At 39.3% G+C, this 20,842-nt stretch carries 21 protein-coding genes, 3 pseudogenes and 1 riboswitch; of the genes and pseudogenes, 12 read left to right on the forward strand and 12 right to left on the reverse strand.

Annotated elements, in window-relative coordinates; translation table 11 throughout:
* Positions 1–65 precede the first annotated feature (65 nt).
* The 6 genes from M44_RS27295 (at position 66) to M44_RS03795 (ending at position 3,269) form a co-directional block, all read left to right on the forward strand.
* The gene (locus M44_RS27295; protein WP_010171018.1) at positions 66–335 is read left to right on the forward strand and encodes a PAS domain-containing protein; all 270 of its coding nucleotides are present in this window, start codon (positions 66–68) and stop codon (positions 333–335) included.
* A 3-nt stretch (positions 336–338) separates the two neighbouring features.
* Complete coding sequence (locus M44_RS03780) at positions 339–623, forward strand: hypothetical protein (protein WP_010171021.1); 285 nt, start codon at positions 339–341, stop codon at positions 621–623.
* 38 nt (positions 624–661) lie between these two features.
* Positions 662–826 carry an ATP-binding protein gene (locus tag M44_RS25860; protein ID WP_237705201.1) on the forward strand — a complete coding sequence of 55 codons (165 nt, stop codon included), beginning with the start codon at positions 662–664 and terminating at the stop codon, positions 824–826.
* 41 nt (positions 827–867) lie between these two features.
* The gene (locus M44_RS29260; RefSeq protein WP_010171024.1) at positions 868–1,590 is read left to right on the forward strand and encodes a RecQ family ATP-dependent DNA helicase; all 723 of its coding nucleotides are present in this window, start codon (positions 868–870) and stop codon (positions 1,588–1,590) included.
* The gene (locus M44_RS20085; RefSeq protein WP_010171026.1) at positions 1,547–3,001 is read left to right on the forward strand and encodes an RQC domain-containing protein; all 1,455 of its coding nucleotides are present in this window, start codon (positions 1,547–1,549) and stop codon (positions 2,999–3,001) included. The genes M44_RS29260 and M44_RS20085 overlap by 44 nt, the downstream gene beginning before the upstream one ends.
* A 79-nt stretch (positions 3,002–3,080) precedes the next feature.
* Positions 3,081–3,269 (forward strand): hypothetical protein, encoded by a 189-nt coding sequence (locus M44_RS03795; protein ID WP_010171028.1) that lies wholly within the window; start codon positions 3,081–3,083, stop codon positions 3,267–3,269.
* Here M44_RS03795 and M44_RS27785 read toward each other — a convergent pair.
* The 7 genes and pseudogenes from M44_RS27785 to M44_RS03825 form a co-directional block, all read right to left on the reverse strand.
* Complete coding sequence (locus M44_RS27785) at positions 3,264–3,488, reverse strand: hypothetical protein (RefSeq protein WP_155814897.1); 225 nt, start codon at positions 3,486–3,488, stop codon at positions 3,264–3,266. The genes M44_RS03795 and M44_RS27785 overlap by 6 nt on opposite strands.
* A gap of 216 nt (positions 3,489–3,704) precedes the next feature.
* Positions 3,705–4,645: pseudogene (hutG, locus tag M44_RS20090) on the reverse strand (formimidoylglutamase).
* Positions 4,638–5,891 (reverse strand): imidazolonepropionase, encoded by a 1,254-nt coding sequence (hutI, locus tag M44_RS03805; protein WP_010171034.1) that lies wholly within the window; start codon positions 5,889–5,891, stop codon positions 4,638–4,640. The pseudogene hutG and the gene hutI overlap by 8 nt, the downstream one beginning before the upstream one ends.
* Before the next feature lie 10 nt (positions 5,892–5,901).
* On the reverse strand, positions 5,902–7,551 hold the full coding sequence (hutU, locus tag M44_RS03810) for a urocanate hydratase (protein WP_010171036.1): 1,650 nt from the start codon (positions 7,549–7,551) through the stop codon (positions 5,902–5,904).
* Positions 7,544–9,040, reverse strand: coding sequence for a histidine ammonia-lyase (gene hutH, locus M44_RS03815; RefSeq protein WP_010171038.1), 1,497 nt, complete (start codon positions 9,038–9,040; stop codon positions 7,544–7,546). The genes hutU and hutH overlap by 8 nt, the downstream gene beginning before the upstream one ends.
* 101 nt (positions 9,041–9,141) lie before the next feature.
* Positions 9,142–9,568 (reverse strand): annotated as a pseudogene (gene hutP / locus M44_RS20095) (hut operon transcriptional regulator HutP).
* Between the two features lie 94 nt (positions 9,569–9,662).
* Positions 9,663–10,379, reverse strand: a complete 717-nt coding sequence (locus M44_RS03825) for a DUF6904 family protein (RefSeq protein WP_010171042.1) — start codon at positions 10,377–10,379, stop codon at positions 9,663–9,665.
* A 318-nt stretch (positions 10,380–10,697) separates the two neighbouring features.
* Between M44_RS03825 and M44_RS20100 the strand changes: the two genes are divergently transcribed.
* The 3 genes from M44_RS20100 to M44_RS03840 all read left to right on the forward strand — a co-directional run bounded on the left by M44_RS20100 (position 10,698) and on the right by M44_RS03840 (position 14,040).
* The gene (locus M44_RS20100) at positions 10,698–11,363 is read left to right on the forward strand and encodes a hypothetical protein (protein ID WP_010171044.1); all 666 of its coding nucleotides are present in this window, start codon (positions 10,698–10,700) and stop codon (positions 11,361–11,363) included.
* Positions 11,364–11,793: 430 nt separating this feature from the next.
* Positions 11,794–13,026 (forward strand): peptidase T, encoded by a 1,233-nt coding sequence (pepT, locus tag M44_RS03835; RefSeq protein ID WP_010171046.1) that lies wholly within the window; start codon positions 11,794–11,796, stop codon positions 13,024–13,026.
* A gap of 423 nt (positions 13,027–13,449) precedes the next feature.
* The gene (locus M44_RS03840) at positions 13,450–14,040 is read left to right on the forward strand and encodes a DUF6944 family repetitive protein (RefSeq protein ID WP_010171048.1); all 591 of its coding nucleotides are present in this window, start codon (positions 13,450–13,452) and stop codon (positions 14,038–14,040) included.
* A gap of 100 nt (positions 14,041–14,140) precedes the next feature.
* Here the strand turns inward: M44_RS03840 and M44_RS03845 are convergent, their stop codons facing one another.
* The 4 genes from M44_RS03845 to M44_RS03860 all read right to left on the reverse strand — a co-directional run bounded on the left by M44_RS03845 (position 14,141) and on the right by M44_RS03860 (position 16,951).
* Positions 14,141–14,647 (reverse strand): ferritin, encoded by a 507-nt coding sequence (locus M44_RS03845; RefSeq protein WP_010171050.1) that lies wholly within the window; start codon positions 14,645–14,647, stop codon positions 14,141–14,143.
* A 318-nt stretch (positions 14,648–14,965) separates the two neighbouring features.
* Positions 14,966–15,700: an SDR family NAD(P)-dependent oxidoreductase gene (locus M44_RS03850; RefSeq protein ID WP_010171051.1), complete on the reverse strand. Its 735-nt coding sequence runs from the start codon at positions 15,698–15,700 to the stop codon at positions 14,966–14,968.
* A 206-nt stretch (positions 15,701–15,906) separates the two neighbouring features.
* On the reverse strand, positions 15,907–16,272 hold the full coding sequence (locus M44_RS03855; protein WP_010171052.1) for a PH domain-containing protein: 366 nt from the start codon (positions 16,270–16,272) through the stop codon (positions 15,907–15,909).
* A gap of 64 nt (positions 16,273–16,336) precedes the next feature.
* Positions 16,337–16,951 carry a class I SAM-dependent methyltransferase gene (locus tag M44_RS03860; RefSeq protein ID WP_010171054.1) on the reverse strand — a complete coding sequence of 205 codons (615 nt, stop codon included), beginning with the start codon at positions 16,949–16,951 and terminating at the stop codon, positions 16,337–16,339.
* Between the two features lie 76 nt (positions 16,952–17,027).
* Here M44_RS03860 and M44_RS03865 point away from each other — a divergent pair, with 76 nt between their 5' ends.
* Both M44_RS03865 and ade read left to right on the forward strand, forming a co-directional pair.
* The gene (locus M44_RS03865) at positions 17,028–17,768 is read left to right on the forward strand and encodes a sugar nucleotide-binding protein (protein ID WP_010171057.1); all 741 of its coding nucleotides are present in this window, start codon (positions 17,028–17,030) and stop codon (positions 17,766–17,768) included.
* A gap of 224 nt (positions 17,769–17,992) precedes the next feature.
* A riboswitch (purine riboswitch) is annotated at positions 17,993–18,094 on the forward strand.
* A gap of 64 nt (positions 18,095–18,158) precedes the next feature.
* Positions 18,159–19,858 (forward strand): annotated as a pseudogene (gene ade, locus M44_RS20105) (adenine deaminase).
* 32 nt (positions 19,859–19,890) lie between these two features.
* Here ade and M44_RS03875 read toward each other — a convergent pair.
* Positions 19,891–20,214, reverse strand: coding sequence for an Mpo1-like protein (locus tag M44_RS03875; protein WP_010171059.1), 324 nt, complete (start codon positions 20,212–20,214; stop codon positions 19,891–19,893).
* 246 nt (positions 20,215–20,460) lie between these two features.
* On the opposite strand from M44_RS03875, the gene M44_RS03880 reads away from it, so the two are divergent.
* Positions 20,461–20,841, forward strand: a complete 381-nt coding sequence (locus tag M44_RS03880; RefSeq protein WP_010171061.1) for a GntR family transcriptional regulator — start codon at positions 20,461–20,463, stop codon at positions 20,839–20,841.
* Position 20,842: the final 1 nt, after the last annotated feature.

The following is a 20,842-nucleotide window of genomic DNA, read 5'->3' on the forward strand; positions in this document are numbered from 1 at the left end:
CCTTAGAGTTATGCTACTATCCTCTTAGAATTCTCGATCAATACGATATTTTAGTTCTTCAAGAAGTGGTTAAGGGAAATACGACAGACTGGATTCCTATTGAATACATAACCGACATTATTACAAGAAGTGGACCAAACGGAGATGTCAATTATATCTCGCCTTCCATTAAAGATTTACTAGGTTATGATTCATACGATCTATTACAGCATGGATTCTCATACGTTGTTCACCCAGATGACTTAAAAACTATCACCAAAGAAGGGACAGAACGAATTCTTCTCGGGGAAAAACAGATCAGTCTCCAATTCAGAGTACAAAATAAAGATGGATAATATTTGTGGATAGAGTCTCACCTCTTTTCTGTCCTTCATGAAGATGGTACTCTTAAAGAGATCATTGCTAGCTCTAGAGATATTTCATCATTAATACAAAGTAATAGAAGGTACAAAACACTGTTAGAAAATTCAATCGACACCATTGGACTTGTCATGGATGATTGTTTGGTTTACATAAACGATGCTGGACGTCATCTATTTGAAGTAGATGATGTCAATACGCTAATTGGAAAGCATATGTTCGACCGCTTCAACTTAGAGCAATATACTACGACATTACCATAAAGATATCAGACAACGGTCCAGGCATTTCATCAAGCGTTATTCACAAGCTTGGTGGACCGTTTTTCACAACAAAGGAAGATGGAACTGGTCTTGGTCTTATGGTATCGTATATGATCATTCAAGATATAGGTGGACAAATTAAGGTAGAAAGTTATGAGAATAAAGGAACTACTTTCACCGTCAAGCTGCCGATGATCAAGTAGACCGAAACACATCCATTATAAATACACAGAAAGGAAAAGACATGACACCTGAACAACTGTTACAAACCTATTTTGGCTACCCTACTTTCCGTCCAGGTCAGAAGGAATTTATTACAAGCGTACTTAAAGGACACAATTCCTTAGCCGTTATGCCTACTGGTGGGGGGAAATCGATTTGTTATCAAATACCTGGATTGATGAAGGAAGGAACTGCACTTATTATCTCTCCCCTTATCTCACTTATGAAAGACCAAGTGGACGCTCTGAAGGCTAACGGAATCTCCTCTTGTTACATTAATAGCTCATTATCCCCAGCTGAACAACAACACGTTTTACAAGAAATGGAACAAGGCTTATATAAGTTTGTGTATGTAGCTCCAGAGAGATTTCAAAGCTTTGAGTTTATTCAAACCATAAACCGTCTAACCCTGAACTTAATTGCCTTTGACGAGGCTCACTGTATTTCTCAGTGGGGGCATGACTTTAGACCAAGCTATCGTTCCATCATGCACAACCTTAAACAACTACATACTCTTCCGGTATTATTGGCGTTAACAGCAACAGCTACTAGAGAAGTAGTCGAAGATATCCAAGTCCTTTTAGATATTCAATCTGAAAGTACGGTGCATACAGGATTTAAGCGTACTAATTTATCCTTCCACCTCATTAAAGGAGTAGATCGTAAGGACTTTCTGAAACAATTATTAGTTAAACACCAACATGAATCTGGAATTATTTATTGCCCTAACAAAAAAAACAACTGAGCAAGTTCATCACTGGCTTCAAAAGAATGGATACACTTCTTCTATGTATCACGGTGGGCTACAGGAATGGGAACGAGAACAATCACAATCTCAGTATGTCAATGATGAAGTGCAAGTGATGGTTGCTACCAATGCATTTGGTATGGGCATTGATAAGTCAAATGTTCGATTTGTTATTCATTATGGAATTCCAATGAACCTAGAAGCGTATTATCAAGAAGCAGGACGCGCGGGACGTGATGGCGAGCCGTCTGATTGTTATCTCCTCGCTTCTGGACAAGACTTTCAGCTTCAGAAATTTTTAGTTGAACAAAGCATTGAAGATCCGTATCGAAAAAAGATGGAATACACGAAGCTTCAACAAATGATTCAATATTGTTATATACAAACTTGTTTGCAGCAATATATTTTAGATTATTTTAACGATGAAGGCGCTAGAGAAGATTGTGGTCGCTGCAGTAATTGTTTAGATGAGAGTGTGAAAGAAGAAATCACAAGAGAAGCCCAAATGATTCTTTCTACGGTAAAAAGAATGGGTGAACGATTTGGTTCTTCCATTACAGCCAAAGTGTTAAAAGGCTCAAAATCACAGAAGGTATATGAATTAAAGTTCCATCACCTCACAACGTTTGGACTGCTTTCCCACTTCACCGAAAAAGACATTGCATCGATGATTAACTTCCTGGTAGCCGAAGGAATTCTTTTAACAGAGGATGGAAAGTTTCCGACACTTCGCCTCTCACCAGAAGCTGTACCAGTACTAAAAGGTGAACGCTCTGTTTTTATGAAAATCATAAAGGTGCAAAAAACGCTAGATGAATCCTATAATCAAGAGCTTTTTGAACGGTTAAGAGGAGCTAGGAAAAAACTTGCGGACGAAAAAGGAGTTCCTCCTTATGTTGTCTTCTCTGATGCAACGTTAAAAGAATTAGCGAGGTACATCCCAACAAGCCGGGATAAGATGCTTCACATTAAAGGGGTGGGAGAAAGAAAACTTGATCAATTTGGCGAGGTTTTTCTCGACATCTTACTAGATTTTACTAAAGAGCATCCTCACGAACCAAGTAAGGCTACTGCTTCTTTACCTTTGTCTGATAAAGAGGCTCGCAAGAATGAGCGGAAAAGTCATCTCCAAAGCTTTGATGCCTTCCAATCGGGTCAAACAATTAAAGAGATAGCGAAAGCACGCGGGTTATCTGCCGTTACGATTGAAAATCATTTGTTCAAAGCCTATTCAGAAGGGGAACCACTTGATTTATCCTCATTTTATTCAGCCCAGATGGAACAAGAGGTTCTCACGGCCTATGATCAAGTAGAAGAAAAAAAACTTAAGCCTATTAAAGAAAAAGTGAGCGAAGAAATTGGATACACTGCCATTAAGGCGATTTTAGTAGCGAACGGCAAACTTTAATGAAACGTAAGACTCCTTACAGCTTTGTAGGGAGTCTCTCTTTATACTAAACTAAGGTAAAAAGGAGGATTGGATCTTAATGAATACACCAGACCACGGATTTTGGACGTATTTTCTATTCAGGAAGCGTAAAGGACTCGTAAAGTTTTTTGTGCTTGGTAGCCTTTTACCAGACGTTGTGTATTATGTGATGTTTATTTATTTAGGACTTACGACTGGACTCCTTTTTGATGGAAATGCTCTCTCTGGTCCATTTCCTTTTTTATGAACTGACCATGATGATGTTTAACCATCCCGTTGTCCTTGTGCTACGACAAGGAGGACATTCCCTTGTCGTCTGGTTAACCGTATTTCTCTTCACTCTACTAGTTACTCGTTTACGATTAACTCCTTGGATGGCTTTTGTATACGGCTGGCTTGGACATGTTGTAACCGACTTTTTAACCCACGTCTCAGATGCCATTCCTATTTTTTTATCCTTTATCACATACAGTGATTCCTGGCATCGTTTCTTATTGGGAACCACAATATTACGGTTACGAATTTAGTATAATAAATGGACTATTAATCGTCGCTGCCCTCCTATACCTTTTATTAGATTGGAGCAAGAGCAGACGAGTAAAGACGATAACGAATAGAAAAGATCTCTAGAATGAATAGGATGTTGCGCTTAAAAAGCATCATTCTATCTTTTTTTCCTATTTTAGTGTCTCTTAGCTTTGCCTTCCAAGAATCTCAGAACAAGATGTGCTCCAATTCTACTCGTCATATCTCTGAAATCAACCGTAGGATCAATTTCTACTATATCCATTGCCCTTACTTTTTCATAAGAAGCCGCTTCTTTTACTCCGAGTATTAACTCTCTACTAGTCATTCCTCCTGGACCAATGGCTGGACAGCCAGGAGCATATGCTTGATCCAATACATCTACGTCTACACTTACATAAATGACATCCACAGCTTTCTGCAAGTAGTCTAAACTTTTTTCATAATGGACGTTATGCCCTGTATCAAAACATCGTCCATCGTATAGATGGTTACCCCCTGTGACCTACCATACTCTGTGTTAGCTCGACTATTAGAGTAATCCCTTATCCCAATTTGAATCAGATGCTTCCCTTCCATGATTCCATCTTCTAGTAAGCTTCTAAATGGTGTTCCATTTGTTCTGCCTCCATCTTCTACATTACGCAAATCATGATGGGCGTCAAACTGAATCACACCTATCCTGCCTTTTGAGTTTTTCCAGCCACTTATGATAGGATAACTTATCCCGTGATCTCCTCCAAGATAAATCATTGGCCTATCAGGAAATCGCTCGATTGTCTCCTCTACACTTCGCCGAATTCGATTTCTTGATTCGTTTAGATCTGTTGGATGCATCCATACATCGCCTACGTCCAATATCCTTTCATCTTTTAGATCGTGGTCGGTTGAAACCGCATACGTTGAGTAGCTAGCAAGCATTCCTCGAATGGTTGTCGGAGATAAATGAGCTCCTGAATGACTAATGGAGGTTTTCGACAATGGAAGTCCCATTAACCCTACCACCCCTTCTCCATCCGATAGGAGCTCATGTGCTTTCACCATATCTCGGTCAATAAATACCGCTTTCCCTGCTTTTCGTAGAAAGCTCTTACTCATATCGAACTCCTTCTTCCCATACTTTTTCACCATGTTTAAAGACCGTGTGTGCATGATTCACTCCGTAGTGATAAGGGATGTACATATAATTAGGGGCATTCCAGATGACTACATCCGCTGGACTTCCAAGGGATAATCGACCCACATCACTACGATGAATGCTGTAAGCAGCATTCACTGTGACACTATTCCAAATCTCTTCGGGTGTCATTTTCAACTTTAAAAGTGCTAGATTCATAATGAATTGCAGATTTTCCGTAGGAGAGCTACCTGGATTAAAATCTGTTGCGAGCGCCACGGCGGCACCATGTTCAATCATGGACCGAGCATCTGCATACTTCTCTTTATTTAGATAAAAAGTAGTTCCTGGCAAGAGCACGGCGACCGTGTCACTTTGACCTACCATCTCTTTGCCTTTATCTGAAGCCCCTACTAAATGGTCACAAGAAGCCGCTCCGACTTCAACAGCCATCTCTGTTCCACCTAATGGATCAATTTCATCCGCATGAATTTTGACAGCGAATCCAAGTTCTTTCGCACGAATTAAAAACTCTTTTGATTGTTCAACAGAGAAAACTCCCGTTTCACAAAATATATCCACAAACTCGGCTAATTCTTCTTTTTTAATCCGAGGAAGGAGCTTTAGCATCTCTTGTAAAAACAGCTCTTCCTTCCCTTTGTAGCTTTTGGGGACAGCGTGGGCCCCAAGGAAAGTCGAGACAATGTCTATCTGGTGTTCTTGGTGTAACTTTTTCGCAACCTCCAGTTGCTTTATCTCTGTTTCTTCATTCAGTCCATACCCACTCTTGGCTTCTAGTGTTGTGACACCAAAGGATAGCATTCGATTTAGGTGGACACGCGCTTTTTCGTAAAGAGACTCGCTATCCGTTTCTCTTGTCTTTCGAACGGTATCAAGAATTCCTCCTCCCTTAGCTAAAATCTCTAAGTAAGGGGTACCCGCTAGCTTTTCTGCCACTTCATGCTCTCTTGATCCCCCAAACACTAAATGTGTATGAGGGTCTATTAAGCCAGGGGAAACGATTTTACCCCTGCAATCTATCTTAAGCGTAGCTTCAAAATTCACCTCTGAAGAATGTCCTATCGCAACGATTGCCCCATCCTTCCAAGCAACTGCTCCGTCCTCAATTAGGGGTAAAACGCCCATTTCTCCCCCACGAAGAACTTTCTTTCCTTGATCCATCGTTAGTAACTGATCTATGTTATAGAGTAAAATATCTGCTTTCATCATGAGCCTCCTATTGTAAGAATGGTAGATTCATATTGTGATTTTTTGCGGTCTCTAAAGCTTTCCCATAACCTGCATCTGCATGTCGCACTACACCCATACCAGGGTCTGATGTTAATACACGCTGTAGCCTTTTCCCTGCTTCAGGTGTACCATCCGCCACAATCACCATTCCAGCATGTAAGGAATACCCCATTCCTACTCCTCCACCATGATGAACACTTACCCAGCTCGCTCCGTTCACTCCGTTAATTAACGCGTTTAAAATCGGCCAATCAGCAACCGCATCGCTTCCATCCTTCATACTTTCTGTTTCTCGGTTTGGAGAAGCAACTGAACCACAATCCAAATGATCTCGCCCAATCACGATGGGTGCTTTTAACTCTCCTCTTGCCACCATTTCATTAATAATCTCTCCAAACTTAGCGCGTTCTCCGTACCCTAGCCAACAAATACGTGCCGGTAGTCCTTGGAACTGAACTTTCTCCCTTGCCATTCGAATCCACTTACAAAGGTGTTCATTATGTGCAAACTCTTTTAAAATCACTCTATCCGTTTTATAAATATCTTCTGGATCACCAGATAATGCTACCCAACGAAAAGGACCTTTTCCTTCACAAAACTGTGGTCGAATAAACGCTGGTACAAATCCCGGGAAGTCAAAAGCATTCTGTATTCCCTCGTCAAGGGCAACTTGGCGAATATTGTTTCCATAATCAAACACAATGCTTCCATTGGCTTGAAACCCTAGCATGGCCTTCACATGCTCTGCCATACTCTTTTTGGATAGTTCTGTGTAATAATTAGGATGTTGTTGTCTGATTAATTCAGCTTCTTGTATGGACAAGCCTGCTGGAATATAGCCATTTAAGGGGTCATGCGCACTTGTTTGATCTGTCACAAGATCAGCTTTCATTCCCATTTCAAGCATCTTAGGAAGAACTTCCGCTGCATTTCCTACTAATCCAATGGATAGAGGTCTCTCCTCTTTCATGGCATCCTCTGCTAATTTCATCGCCTCATCTATTGAATAGGCCATCTTATCACAGTAACGAGAGTCGATACGTCTTTGAATTTTCTTTTCATCTACTTCAATCGCAATAACGACTCCATCATTCATGGTTACGGCAAGCGGCTGAGCTCCTCCCATGCCCCCTAGGCCTGCCGTAAGGGTTAATGTTCCTTTCAAACTACCACCAAAATGTTGCCTAGCCGCTTCAGAAAAAGTTTCATACGTACCTTGAAGAATCCCTTGAGTACCTATATAAATCCAGCTTCCTGCCGTCATTTGTCCATACATCATCAATCCCTTTTGGTCTAATTCATGGAAGTGATCCCACGTTGCCCATTTGGGTACTAGATTTGAGTTCGCGAGGAGGACACGCGGGGCATCTTCATGAGAAGGAAATACAGCTACAGGTTTTCCAGATTGAATTAATAATGTTTCATTATTTTCTAATTCTCGTAAACTCTTCAAAATTCGTTCATAGCTTCTCCAGTCCCTTGCAGCTCGCCCAATCCCCCCGTATACGACTAAGTCATTCGGATTTTCTGCTACCGCTGGGTCTAGGTTATTTTGTAGCATACGGTACGCTGCCTCCTGCACCCACCCTTTTGTCACAAGTGTTGAACCATGATTTGCTTTAATAAACTTACTCATTCTCTTCTCCTCCTCTACCTTTTTGTAAAATCGTGTTCATTTTTTCAATATCAGGTGCGAATTCTCGATCTTTTGTTATAGATGAAATCTCTTTTCTTACAAGTCGATGCCACCTTTTTGTCGAAGTACTCGCTTTTTCTATTCCTCTATATTCAATAGCTTGTAAATTACATAAACTCTCAATAGCAAGCACACGTCTAACATTTTGTAGAATCATATAGGCATGACGTGCGGCTGTTGTCCCCATAGACACATGGTCTTCTTGGTTACCTGAGGAAGGAATGCTATCCACACTAGCAGGATGCGCCAGTGTTTTATTCTCTGAAACAAGTGAAGCTGCCACATACTGGAGAATCATCGCACCAGACTGAAGACCTGGCTCTGGACTAAGAAATGGCGGTAAATCGTTCAGCTGAGGATTGACTAATCGCTCCGTACGTCTCTCAGAAATATTCGCCATTTCACATAACCCAATCTTTAAAAAGTCCATGGCAACCGCGATAGGTTGACCGTGAAAGTTTCCCCCTGAAAATATATGATCCTGCGAAAATAAAAGAGGATTATCTGTAGCTGCATTCATTTCAATTTCTAGCTTTTCTTTTACATACGATAAGATTTGCCAGCTCGCTCCGTGAACTTGGGGAATGCACCTTAAGCTATAGGCGTCTTGAACTCTCTTTCCCCCTTGCCTTGTCATTAGCCTACTATCCTTTAGATAATCTCTTACACGCTCTGCAACCATACTTTGCTCCTTATAGCCGCGGGCCTCATGGATACGGTGGTCGAATGCATCAATGATTCCCTCTAATGCTTCTAAAGTGGTAGATGCTATTCGGTCTGCTTGTGAAAAAAGCTCTTCACTTTCAATCCATGTAATAGCTCCAACAGCTGTCATCGCACCTGTCCCGTTAATGAGCGCAAGTCCTTCTTTTGCTTGCAGCTCAAGAGGGGTCATTCCACACTCTTCAAATGCAGTTAACGTGACACATCTCTTTCCCTTATAAAAGACTTCTCCTTTCCCAAGCAATACTAGGGCTAAATGAGAGAGTGGCGCAAGATCACCGCTCGCTCCGAGTGAGCCTTGACTAGGAATAACTGGATGAATTCCGTTGTTAATACAATCGATTAACAAATCAATTAAAATGGGTCTAACGCCTGAAATTCCCTTAAGAAGTGTATTTACTCGAAGTACCAGCATAGCTCGTGAAACTTTTTCTGAAAAAGGGTCTCCAACACCACAGGCATGGGATACGATTAAATGATATTGAAGATCTGCCGTATACTCTGGATCAATTCTCACATCACTGAGTTTTCCGAAGCCTGTGTTAATTCCGTATGTCGTTTTCTTTTTACTGACAAGCTCTACCACCCATCGTCTACTTTCTTCCACCCTCAGCATACCCTCTTCATCTGCTTCCACTTGATACCCTTCGTATACGATTTTCTTCAAACCTTCTAGTGTTAAAGAAGATCCATCTAATGTAATCAAGACGAACACCTCACTGAACATTATTTTAATAAAACAAAAAGAGGCTATAGTACATGTGATATGTACTATAGCCCCCTAGTTATCTACTTCGCTCTGGGCTCTTATATATGATTGATTCCTAATCCAAACGCTTCATGCTCTGCCCCTTTAACGGGTGCACCGATCGTTCCGTATAGAGCAACCGCAATCCAATCGCCTTCAGCACCTTCATTGTACGGTTTGCCTTTCACTACGGAAAATCGTAAACCAACCGTTCTTAAAACACTTCCTAGCTGAACACTTCCTCTTGTTACACCTTCTAACGCTTCCATTGTTGCATGGTAGAGAGCGTGGGTCTCGCGATATAAGGAAGGGTGAATGATTCCTTCTTTTTTTAGCAGCTGTTTCAATCGAAGCTACAACTTTTTGAAGGTCCATCGTCCCTACTTTCCCCACACAACTCACACATTCAGCAGGTAATTCAATTTGTTCTCCAAGTGCTAATAAACTAGCCATTCTGCCAATTCGATGTGATAATTGTAACGTCATAACGGCACCTGTATTTTCTAAATTTTCTATCAACTAATCTTAGTGTACACAGAAGCATAGAAAAAGGTCAACAGTAACTTAGCGACAAATTCCTTTACCAAATAATTTTACTTAAGGTTTGTTTTCCAACCTCGATTTCATCATGAGAGCAATTTTGTTCCCTTGCCTCTTCCATAATCTTAAACTTGTATTCCTGATAATCTCTCCCTTTTACTGAAAGACGCTTGACCAACAAGATCATATTAAGCTTCCTTTTTTCCTTATCAAGCTCTACGTATAGAGTGTTTAAGTAATCTACATATTGAGTAATGTATTGATTGAACCGCGCATTATTTCTGTGAATCATATTGATGATTCTCATGTAGGTTTGCTTTGACAACATCTCCTCCATGCATAAATAAACCCCTGATTGAAATTGCCTTATGGTTGAAACCACTATATCTATAGCCGGATGCTTGACTTTTTTTTCATATAGTTTTATAAAATCATTCATCACCATGGTAAAAAATAGGGCTTCCGGCCAAAGGGATTGGAATCCAATATATACATTTTCCTGCTGCGCGATTTGATTAGACCTGACAACCTCACTCGCTAATCCATGATGAATACACACGATTTCTCTATCTCCCGTACATGAACTTTGGAATTCTTTTGTAAAATCTAATGCTCTTAGTCTCGCCGACTCATAAATTGGATATTCCCCTTCCTCTCCAACTATTTTATGAATGGCCTCTTCTAAGGTACGAAAGGAGTGAACATCTCCTATGATTCGGATTCCAGCAAAGTGTGAAGTGTTTTGAATTTGAATCATATCATACACCTTTCTTTTGACTAGTAGGTTAACACATGAAATGACAGTAGCTTCCTACTAACATTCAGCCCATCTTTCCTTTTCATTTCGTACAGACCCATATACCTTACTATATGTTGTGATATCAAGATTGTATGCTAAAGAAGTATGTAACCTCTTAGGGAATAGGTTTCATTTTTAGGGAGAATAATAATTTCATAAAAATATACTCGAAACTTTCGAGTATTGCCTTGGAACCTTCATGAATTTGTCATATTTATTGGAGATGATATAGGCAAGGAAAGGACATCCTTTCCAACTAAAAAGGAGTGAATAACAATGTCAAACCAAAGTACATGGAAACGTAAAGTAGCTGCTGGAATATTTGCTTTTGCTGTGTTATCACCTGCAGCTGTATTAGCAAATTCCCTAGATACGTCAGAGGCTACTGATACAAATTCTAGAGCTTCATTAGATGAAGAAACCAAAACACAATTAGAGAGCTTAAAAAACCAAGTGGATTCTGGTGAGCTGACAAAAGAAGAAGCTCGAGAACAACTAGAAGAGTTAGGAATTAAATTCCCGGGTAAACACCGTGGCGGAGAAAGATTCGATGAAGAGACGAAACAACAGTTAGAAGAAATTAAAGAGCAAGTGGAAGCTGGTGAATTGACAGAAGAAGAAGCCAAAGCAAAAATAGAAGAACTAGGTATTGAGTTTCATCGCAAACACAAAAAATTAGACGAAGAAACTAAACAGCAGTTAGAAGAAATTAAAGAGCAAGTGGAAGCTGGTGTTTTAACAGAAGAAGAAGCGAAAGCAAAAATAGAAGAACTAGGTATTGAGTTTCCAAGAAAACACCTTATTAAAAACCTAGATGAGGAAACAAGACAAACTATCGAGGATATTAAATCTCAAGTGGATATTGGAGAATTAACGACAGAAGAAGCTCGCGAACAAATAAAAGAGTTAATCAAAAAAGCAAAAGATAATACAGAAGAATAAACATGTGAGAAGGCATCTATAATTGAGATGCCTTCTTTTTATACGGAAGGGTAAAACAAATCCTGTAATGTTTGAACGATATAATAAATTGGGAAGGATCAATGAAATTCATAGCCTTTTTTCATAATGAAACACATGTAAAAAATAAGAAATCCATTCAGTGCCAATCCAAACGTACTCCAAACCAACACGTACAAAAGATTTTTCCACCCTTTTATTCCAATATACACAGTGAAATACATAAACAATTAACTATAAGGCCCAGACATTATATAGCTAACCGAATCTATTAATTGAAAATTGGAACTATCACTCACATCATAGAAGTCCCAAGCGCCGGCACCTATGGTATGACTTTAAGCTAAATTTCGACACTAGCTTTAGACACTGATAAACTATTGATAAATCAATAAAAATAGGAGAGATAAAGATGAAACAAGAGCTAATAGATCGTCTCGTACGGTATGTTAAAGTAGACACTCAATCAAATTTGGATAACAGTACGTGCCCTTCGACGGAAGGACAGCTTGAACTTGCCAAAATGCTCGTAGATGAATTAAAGGAAATCGGAATGAGCGATGTAACGATAGACGAAAACGGATATGTGATGGCTACCCTTTCAAGCAACATAGAAGAGGATGTTCCTGTCATCGGATTTCTTGCCCATGTGGATACCGCAACTGACTTCACAGGAAAAAATGTTAAGCCTCAGCTAATTGAAGAGTACGACGGAGAGGATATTGTATTAAATGAATCCTTACATGTCGTCCTATCTCCTAAAGATTTTCCTGAACTGACTCAGTATAAGGGCCATTCGTTAATTACAACAGATGGAACCACATTACTCGGAGCCGATAACAAAGCAGGTATTTCAGAAATTATGACGGCGATGAGTTACCTCATACAACATCCTGAAGTTCCTCATGGTACCATCCGAGTTGCGTTCACACCGGATGAAGAAATTGGCCGTGGCCCACATAAATTCGATGTAGCTGCATTTGGTGCAACATATGCGTATACCGTAGACGGAGGACCCCTTGGAGAGCTTCAATACGAAAGCTTTAATGCAGCAGCTGCAAAAGTTATTGTAAAAGGCACAAACGTTCACCCTGGCTCTGCAAAAAATAAAATGGTGAACTCCATGAAGATTGCCATGGAGCTCCAAGCAAAGCTACCAGCTAAAGAAGCACCTGAGTACACAGAAGGATACGAAGGCTTTTTCCATTTAAACTCCTTTGAAGGAGACGTGGAAAAATCCGTCTTAACTTATTTGGTCCGTGATTTTGACAAGGAAGCATTCGAAGAACGAAAGACATTCCTTAAACAAGTGATTGATGAATTAAAGTCAAAGTACGGTGAAGAAACTCTTGAACTAGAGCTTTACGATCAATATTACAATATGGGTGAAAAAATCCTACCTGTTCGCGAGATCGTTGATATCGCATCAGACGCAATGAAGAATGTAGGCGTAGAGCCTGTTATTAAACCGATTCGGGGAGGTACCGATGGGTCTCAGCTATCCTATATGGGATTACCTACCCCCAATATCTTCACCGGTGGAGAAAATTATCATGGTAAATTTGAGTATGCTTCCGTGAATAACATGATAAAAGCTACAGAAGTTATTATTGAGATCGCTCGATTGTTTGACAAAAAAAATTAAATGACTGAAACCGAATGAGAGTATTGCTTTCATTCGGTTTTTTGTGAAGCTCCATCTAGTTTAAGTAGGGTGAGTATGTGGACGATGTACGACTCTTTTTCTTTTTAGGTATCTCTCCTAAAATCGCACGTCAACAACGCCCACGACTTTTCATTCTCTCGCAACCCAATCTGCAGCACACGTATTCGTCAATCACATTTTTTCACCTTTGCTCTCATCTTTAAGTCAGAACAATTTCTCCAGCCATTTTACAAACCTGTTATTTAACAAAGCTATATACTATAAGTGGCATATGAGTGAAAACACTTATAACTACCCAATTTACTTTTTCCACTATTGATTCCACCCTATTTTGCAGCAAATGCATACACTGATACTGCAGAGTAACTACAACCTCTACATAATTGGAAAGGGGCTACTAAAATGGACAAGATAGGAGGGCAGCTGTTAGATATTTTTGGAGCATGGATTCAGTCTGCTGGAACAACTGTGGCTGCCATTGGGGAAACCATTATCGTAAAAGGGGATGATGAAGAGTCCGATAAAAAGGGTCTCACTCTGGTGGCATTAGGTAACGGAATTGAAGCCACTGGTAATTCGCTTCAAGCAGTAGCCAGAGAAATGATTCTTCAACCAAGTGAAGGCAAAACAGTAGGGATTTTTGGTACATGGCTACAAGCTGCCGGAAACATCACCAATGTAGTCGCAGCCAATCAATTGATCCAAGGTATGGAAGAAGGGTTGCGTCTTGATATTTTAGGGGACATTATCCAATCCTTCGGGGCAGCATCAGAAGCAGTTGCGTATACATTAGAAGAAGAAACACCTTATACACCATTACTCATCGGAGGAAATACATTTCTATCTATAGGAGCCTTATTAGAAGCTGTAGGAGAAATTTATATACTAAATGATCAAGTGGAACTAGGTGATCAATTGGTTGCATTTGGTAGTTATGTAGAAACTGCTGGAGCAACTATCGCAGCACTAGGTCTGACAAAAACTTTGAGGTAGAACAAGGTATTCGGCCGGCACCTCTAACCTTTAATGAAGCGTATTCAAATAAAAAATACCCATCAAAAAATTAAACTTTTGATGGGTATTGAATCAATCCTTATTCTGATTCTGGAGTAAACGTTCTTTGACCTAGCTCATTCTCAAGCATAAAGAACGCATTGCTATCTTGATCGATACGTTTAAGCTTTTGAATTAAGTTATCAAACAGCGCCTCTTCTTCTACTTGCTCTTCAATGAACCATTTAAGGAAGGTCATGGTGGCATGCTCACGAGCATCTAAGGCCATATCCGCTAAACGATAGATTCTGCGCGTCACTTCTTTTTCATGTTGAAGTCCCGTTTCAAACGCATCAAGGACGGATTCAAATGTGTTCTTAGGTGCCCCGAATCCTTCTACCACAACTCGCTCACCCATATCATTAATAAAGTTGTAAAACTTCATCGCATGAAATCGTTCTTCTTCTGCTTGAACTAAAAAGAAATTTGCAAAGCCATCTAAGCTTTCCGCAGAGCAATAAGCAGCCATTGCTAAGTAGGCATTAGCTGAATAAAATTCATAGTTCATTTGTTCATTTAACCCTTTTACAAGCTCCTGTGTTAACATTTTATGTACCTCCATACGATAGATTTCTATGGTTAGCTTAACTTGAATATCTCCATTATACCCTTTTTAATGAAGGGTTTGTTGGAAATTGTCTTCTCTTATGGGAATGCTAACTTCTTGAAGAGATAATGAATACGTTAAGAAGATCATGATAAATATGTGTGGTGAATGCCCATTTGCCTGGACTGATTTTGCCCGTATTTTCAATAATTTGCCCATAATGCAACAAACTTTGCCCGTATTCTATTTTTTTGCCCGTAACGCAACGAACATTGCCCGTATTATAACTTTCTTTGCCCGTACATGTGAATTTATCTTTTATAATACTTCATTCACAGAATAAATTCGGCCATTTTCTAGCTCCGAGCCTACTAGTAACTCCACTAGGCCTTCTGCTACAACCATCGGTGAGCGAAGTACTCCGTTTTTCTTAAATTCTTGGAATCTTTCAACATCAGAGAAAGCATCCTCGCTAGACCCTCGAATCGTCGCTTGCATATCCGTATCCATTACTCCTGGATTAAACGCGATGCTCATATAGGGCTTCCCTAACTGTTCAAACTCAAGCCCCACCACTCTAGTGTGCATATTCATGGCAGCTTTCGTACTGTTGTATACATTCCAACCATAAATAGGAGTATCTGCAGCCCCTGACGAAACATTCACAAACACTAGCTCGACCTCAGAATTTTTCAACTCTCGAACGAATGTATTATTAATAATCAGTGGTGATACATAGTTTAAATGTATAGCTGATTGAATTTGTACATTATCAAGATATCCTAATCTCTCAATAGGTTCCACCTTACTTGCGTTATTCACAACATAGAGTCGTTTTGGACTCTTATCCACAACCTTTTGAGCCATTTCTACAACCAATGCTTCTAGGTTACCGGTATCCCCAAGGTCACACTGGATATGTGAATAATGATTATTTTCTAGGAAATTTCCGCTACGAGAAAGACCCATCACTTCAATACCACGGTTTAAGAATGATTGTGAAACACTATAACCTAATCCTTTAGAATCACCTGTTACGATGGCAAGCTCCATATTGAACTCCTCCTATTCATTACTGCGAATTATTTTACTTGTAAAACATCATAGAATCAATTTCTAGATTTGCAGCTTTTTATATTGTTATAGCTTATTTTCACTGAGATTAGTCTATCTTTCCAAAAAAAATAGCTCATGTAAAAGCACAAAATTCTATGCCTTAAATATGAGCTAGTTCGTTCACTTTTTATTTATTTTTCGACTTAAAGAATGGCCTCCGCAATAATGCGATCTAGCTTACGAACATCCACTTTTTTATTCAGGTTTAGCTTAAACATACCCGCTTTTGTCCACAGTTGTATCTCCGAATTCGTGTCAAATGTTCCACTGTTTTCTGTGGAGTACATATCGATAGACTTAAATGGAATTGAATAAACCTCTACCTTTTTCCCCGTAATTCCTTGCTTGTCGGCAATTAAAATTCGTTTGTTGGTTACTACCGCAACATCACGCACGGTTTTGTATGCAACTAACGCTTCTTCCCCTTCTATCAGTACTTCCGTCACCTCGTTAGGTACATCGGTTTCAAAATGAAATGTCCACGTCATTAATTCTTGTACAGCTGCCATGTCTATTCTCCTCCTTTAGATTCATTCTACTTCTAATTATAGAGAACAAGTAAAGGGGGTATGATTACAGATTTTTTACAATTGTGTAAAGTAAAAATCGTTCATTTCGGTTGTGTTCAAATAGTCCCGGTATACGGACCTCTCTTTTCAGAACAAATTTGGTCTCATTCTCTAAGAAGAACAAATAATCTTCCGAAGGATAATAGAGAACCAAGCTAATATCACGAGGAGAGGAAGCATACGAATGAAGTATATTTTTCACCACTCTTCTAAAAATAGCAACAGTGAAGGGATTAAAAAAATAAAAAATAGTATCCTGTGTTTGAATCGGATAGGTTTCTGCTAGCCCGTGGTAAAAAGTAATTTCATCATGGACTACATCATACTTTTTCCTGTAATTCTCTAAGTTGACTAACGAATTTCTATAAAATTCCTCTTCATATTCTACTCCTATAGCCTTCCCCTTTCCATAGGAGTGAACATAAAAATTCATTCTTCCCTTCCCGCAACCAAAATCAACAAGTCTTTCATCATATGATAAAGTTAGCACGCCAAATAACTCATCAAGCCCTATATAAGGAGTTGGTTCGTATCGGTGATAGTGAAATGAATGGGTAAATGCGTTAGGATCTCCTGTTGTATTAATGTTTAATTCTTCATCACGTGCGTGTTCGTTCATGTTCTACCCTCATTTTATAAGTATACTTATAGTCTTTATGATACAGTAAAAGAAAGCAAAAGAGGAGGTAGAAAGAATGAAAGCGATTGTGACTGGAATGAATGGTACGGTTGCACCCGTATTAGGAGAGTATCTAAAAACAAAAGGCATTGAAGCCATACCTTGGGACCGAGAGAAGGTATCGACAACAGACATAAAAGAAATGAAGGCTTTTTTCGACCGCATTCAGCCTACCTATTTTTTTCATATTGGAATGGGTCCCCCACAATGGGCTAGCACTCTAGCAACCATTTGTTTTGAAAGACAAATTCCATTTCTTTTTACTAGTACCGTATCTGTATTTTCTGAAGCGGGAACTGGTCCCTATACGGTTGAAAGTCTACCTGATGCAGAGGATGATTATGGAAAGTATAAACGGGATTGTGAAGAGGCCATTAATGAAGCGAATCCAAATGCCTGGATTGTCCGAATAGGCTGGCAGATTGGCCATGATAGAGGTTCTAACAATATGATAGACTTCTTAGAACGAACGATGGATGAAAAAGGATTCATTCCTGCAAGCTCTGAATGGTATCCCTCTACTTCTTTCTTAGAAGATACTGTCGAAGCACTCTATACTATTTTTACTACCAAACAGCCTGGCTTATACTTAGCTAATGGTAACCCAAGCTATTCTTTTCACAACATTGTAACCGCTCTTAATCAAAAGCATGGAGGAAAGTGGAAAGTTAAGGAAACAACAGACTTGAAGCGGGATGACCGGATGTTTGATGACAGGGTGGAGCTCTCCAGTATTCATAAAAAGTTAGATATATAAAGAAATTGCTTTGGAGAGAGAAGTGTCTTCATTTCTCTTTCCTTCTATACGTTTGCACCCTATAAACTCTCCCCATACATAGCTCTTCTCCTTTCTAGACAGAGTTTACTAGACGATTACTTTTTAATGCTGACCACATGCCTAACTACATCCAGACACCCTTCTATGTAGAAAATCATTGACTCCCTAGCCAAATATCGCTAGAATATACAACAATATTTATTTCATAATTTATACACACGACTCGTATAATAGTGGGAATATGGCCCAAAAGTTTCTACCAAACTACCGTAAATAGTTTGACTACGAGGATGTGAGGGCTTTTTATGCAACCCTCTCCTTCCTCATTTAGTCAGAAAGGAGAGGATTTTTTTGTATACACAAGACAAAATGGAGCAGTATATTCAAGCTGCCAGTAAAACGATTAAAGCAGAGACCGTGATAAAGAATGGCAAAATCGTTGATGTGTTCAACGGTGAAATCATAGAGGCTGATGTGGCAATTGAAGACGGGATCATTGTGGGTATAGGTGAATTCGAAGGAAGTACCACGATAGATGCTACGGGACAATATATTTGCCCAGGCTTAGTGGATGCCCACGTTCATATTGAATCTTCTTTAGTATCTCCTACGGAATTCGCAAAAGTAGTGTTGCCTCATGGGGTTACAAGTGTTATTACAGACCCACATGAAATTGCAAATGTTTCAGGTGAAGCGGGAATTCAGTATATGCTAGCGGCCTCTGAAAACTCTTCTTTAGATGTGTACTTTATGCTTCCTTCAAGTGTGCCAGCTACTCCGTATGAGAATAACGGGGCAACTCTTGAAGCAGAACATTTACAGCCATTCCTACGCGATGAGAGGGTATTAGGATTAGCGGAAGTCATGGATTTTCCAGCTGTGAAAAACGTTACTCCCACTATGATGAATAAACTTCGATTAACTTCTATGAAGGATGGTCATGGTGCTGGTCTCGATCAAGACGGAATTAACATTTATAGAACGGCTGGAATCAGAACGGACCACGAAGCAACATCAGCACAAGAAGCAAAGGAACGTCTTCAGCGAGGGATGCTATTACTCATTCGGGAGGGATCTGTTGCAAAGGATTTAAAACAGCTGCTTCCTGCTGTTACACATAAAAACGTTTCTAGATGCATGTTTTGTACAGATGATAAGCATTTAGATGATCTTATTAGAGAAGGAAGCATTGACCATAATGTTCGCTTAGCTATTAGTGAAGGAATGGATCCTATTATGGCTATCACAATGGGTTCCTATAATGCAGCTAATTGTTACGGTCTTGGAACAAAAGGAGCGATTGCCCCAGGGTTTGAAGCAGATTTATTTTTTGCCGAATCTTTAGAGGATTTAACCATCACCTCTGTCTATAAAAAAGGAATACTAGTAGCCGAAAGTGGAAGTTACCTAGAGAATGATTATGCTTACACTCACTCTTCTTCCACTTCACTAACATCTACAGTACACATTCAGAATGTGACCAAGGAACAGCTTCAAATTCCTATTCAAGGCTCTAAAGCATTTGCGATTGAAATTATACCTAATTCCTTGTTAACAAAAAAGCTTGTAGTTGATATCAAAGAAGATTATTTTCTCCCATCAACTGAAAAAGACTTACTGAAACTCGCTGTCATTGAAAGACACCATGCTACCGGGAATATTGGTCTTAGTATTGTGAAAGGGTTTGAAATGAAAAGGGGGCAATCGCCACTACTATTGCTCATGACTCACACAACATAGTAGTAGCTGGGACAAACGACGAAGATATGCTAACTGCTATATCAGAACTGGAAAGAATGCAGGGTGGTTTAGTATATATTGTAGATGGATCGGTAAAAAGCTCTTTGTCACTACCTATTGCAGGATTATTTTCAAATGAACCGTTTGAAGATGTCAAAGAAAAGTTAGTTCATTTAAAATCAGCTCTTATCACCGAAGGCTTCGACCCAGGCTTTAATCCGTTTTTAACACTATCATTTTTAACACTTCCTGTTATTCCTCAATTAAAATTGACGGACAAAGGATTATTTGATGTTGATAGATTCGAACATATCACAATAGATTTCTAGATAAAACAACAGCCGCATGCTGCGGCTGTTTTCTATTTTACTCCTGCCTTTATTAACTCCTCGTCTAGTTTTCCTATTAAAAAATATATGTACATTTGGAAATCCGCCCGTAACGACCATAAAGGATGACCGAACGTGGCTGGCTTGTTCCCTTCTATATAAAAGTGACTGACCCATGCGAAAGAATAGCCTACAAATGGAGCAAGGAGTAATAACCATAAATTAAACGTTATAAGGACCATCAAGAGAAAAAGGAAGACAAACGTTGTCCCCACAAAATGCCATCTTCTCGTTGTCGGTTTACTGTGCTGTGTTAAATAAAAATACCAAAAATCTTGATAACTTTTAAATTCCATTAGAAACTCCCTCCTTACTTATATATAAGAAAATCTAGTAATAATATGTTAGAAAATTCTTCATATTTCAGAAAAACAATATGAACTAGATTCATCAAGACTTATAAGAAAGATATATAAATGTTTAACAAGAATTAATTTTATTTTCCTACAAATTTGTTCTATACATTCTATAACAGATTTGTTATAGTAAGTATAGAACAGTTCTGTTATATAAACCATAGAACAGATTGGAGGGTCCTATAGTTGATACTATTAGATTCTGAGTCAGAACGCCCACTATACTCACAGCTTACATCGGGTGTAATGGAAGCTATTATTCGTGGAGATCTTGCAACGGGCGATACTTTACCGTCAGTTCGATCACTCGCTTCAGACCTTGGCGTAAACATGCACACTGTAAATAAAAGTTATCATGAACTAGAAGCAAAAGGGATCGTTGAAATCGTTTCAAAAAAGGGAGCTGTTATTACAGCGTCGCTAAATGGAGAAATTAGTTTGGATAGACGAGCTTGGATCAAACAAGAGTTTAGACCAGCTATTGCAGAAGCACTCGTTAGAGGGATGAGCGATAGTGACGTACAACTTCTTGTTAAACAAGTCATACAATCAATTAAGGAGGGATAAA

Source organism: Bacillus coahuilensis m4-4 (assembly GCF_000171615.1).
GTDB lineage: Bacteria > Bacillota > Bacilli > Bacillales > Bacillaceae_K > Bacillus_T > Bacillus_T coahuilensis.

Coding starts and splice junctions, on each gene's coding strand:
- M44_RS29260 (WP_010171024.1), top strand. CDS start 868: ATGACACCTGAACAACTGTTACAAACCTATTTTGGCTACCCTACTTTC.
- M44_RS20085 (WP_010171026.1), top strand. CDS start 1,547: ATGAATCTGGAATTATTTATTGCCCTAACAAAAAAAACAACTGAGCAA.
- M44_RS03795 (WP_010171028.1), top strand. CDS start 3,081: ATGAATACACCAGACCACGGATTTTGGACGTATTTTCTATTCAGGAAG.
- hutI (WP_010171034.1), bottom strand. CDS start 5,891: ATGAAAGCAGATATTTTACTCTATAACATAGATCAGTTACTAACGATG.
- hutU (WP_010171036.1), bottom strand. CDS start 7,551: ATGAGTAAGTTTATTAAAGCAAATCATGGTTCAACACTTGTGACAAAA.
- M44_RS03825 (WP_010171042.1), bottom strand. CDS start 10,379: ATGATTCAAATTCAAAACACTTCACACTTTGCTGGAATCCGAATCATA.
- M44_RS20100 (WP_010171044.1), top strand. CDS start 10,698: ATGTCAAACCAAAGTACATGGAAACGTAAAGTAGCTGCTGGAATATTT.
- pepT (WP_010171046.1), top strand. CDS start 11,794: ATGAAACAAGAGCTAATAGATCGTCTCGTACGGTATGTTAAAGTAGAC.
- M44_RS03840 (WP_010171048.1), top strand. CDS start 13,450: ATGGACAAGATAGGAGGGCAGCTGTTAGATATTTTTGGAGCATGGATT.
- M44_RS03845 (WP_010171050.1), bottom strand. CDS start 14,647: ATGTTAACACAGGAGCTTGTAAAAGGGTTAAATGAACAAATGAACTAT.
- M44_RS03850 (WP_010171051.1), bottom strand. CDS start 15,700: ATGGAGCTTGCCATCGTAACAGGTGATTCTAAAGGATTAGGTTATAGT.
- M44_RS03855 (WP_010171052.1), bottom strand. CDS start 16,272: ATGGCAGCTGTACAAGAATTAATGACGTGGACATTTCATTTTGAAACC.
- M44_RS03860 (WP_010171054.1), bottom strand. CDS start 16,951: ATGAACGAACACGCACGTGATGAAGAATTAAACATTAATACAACAGGA.
- M44_RS03865 (WP_010171057.1), top strand. CDS start 17,028: ATGAAAGCGATTGTGACTGGAATGAATGGTACGGTTGCACCCGTATTA.
- M44_RS03875 (WP_010171059.1), bottom strand. CDS start 20,214: ATGGAATTTAAAAGTTATCAAGATTTTTGGTATTTTTATTTAACACAG.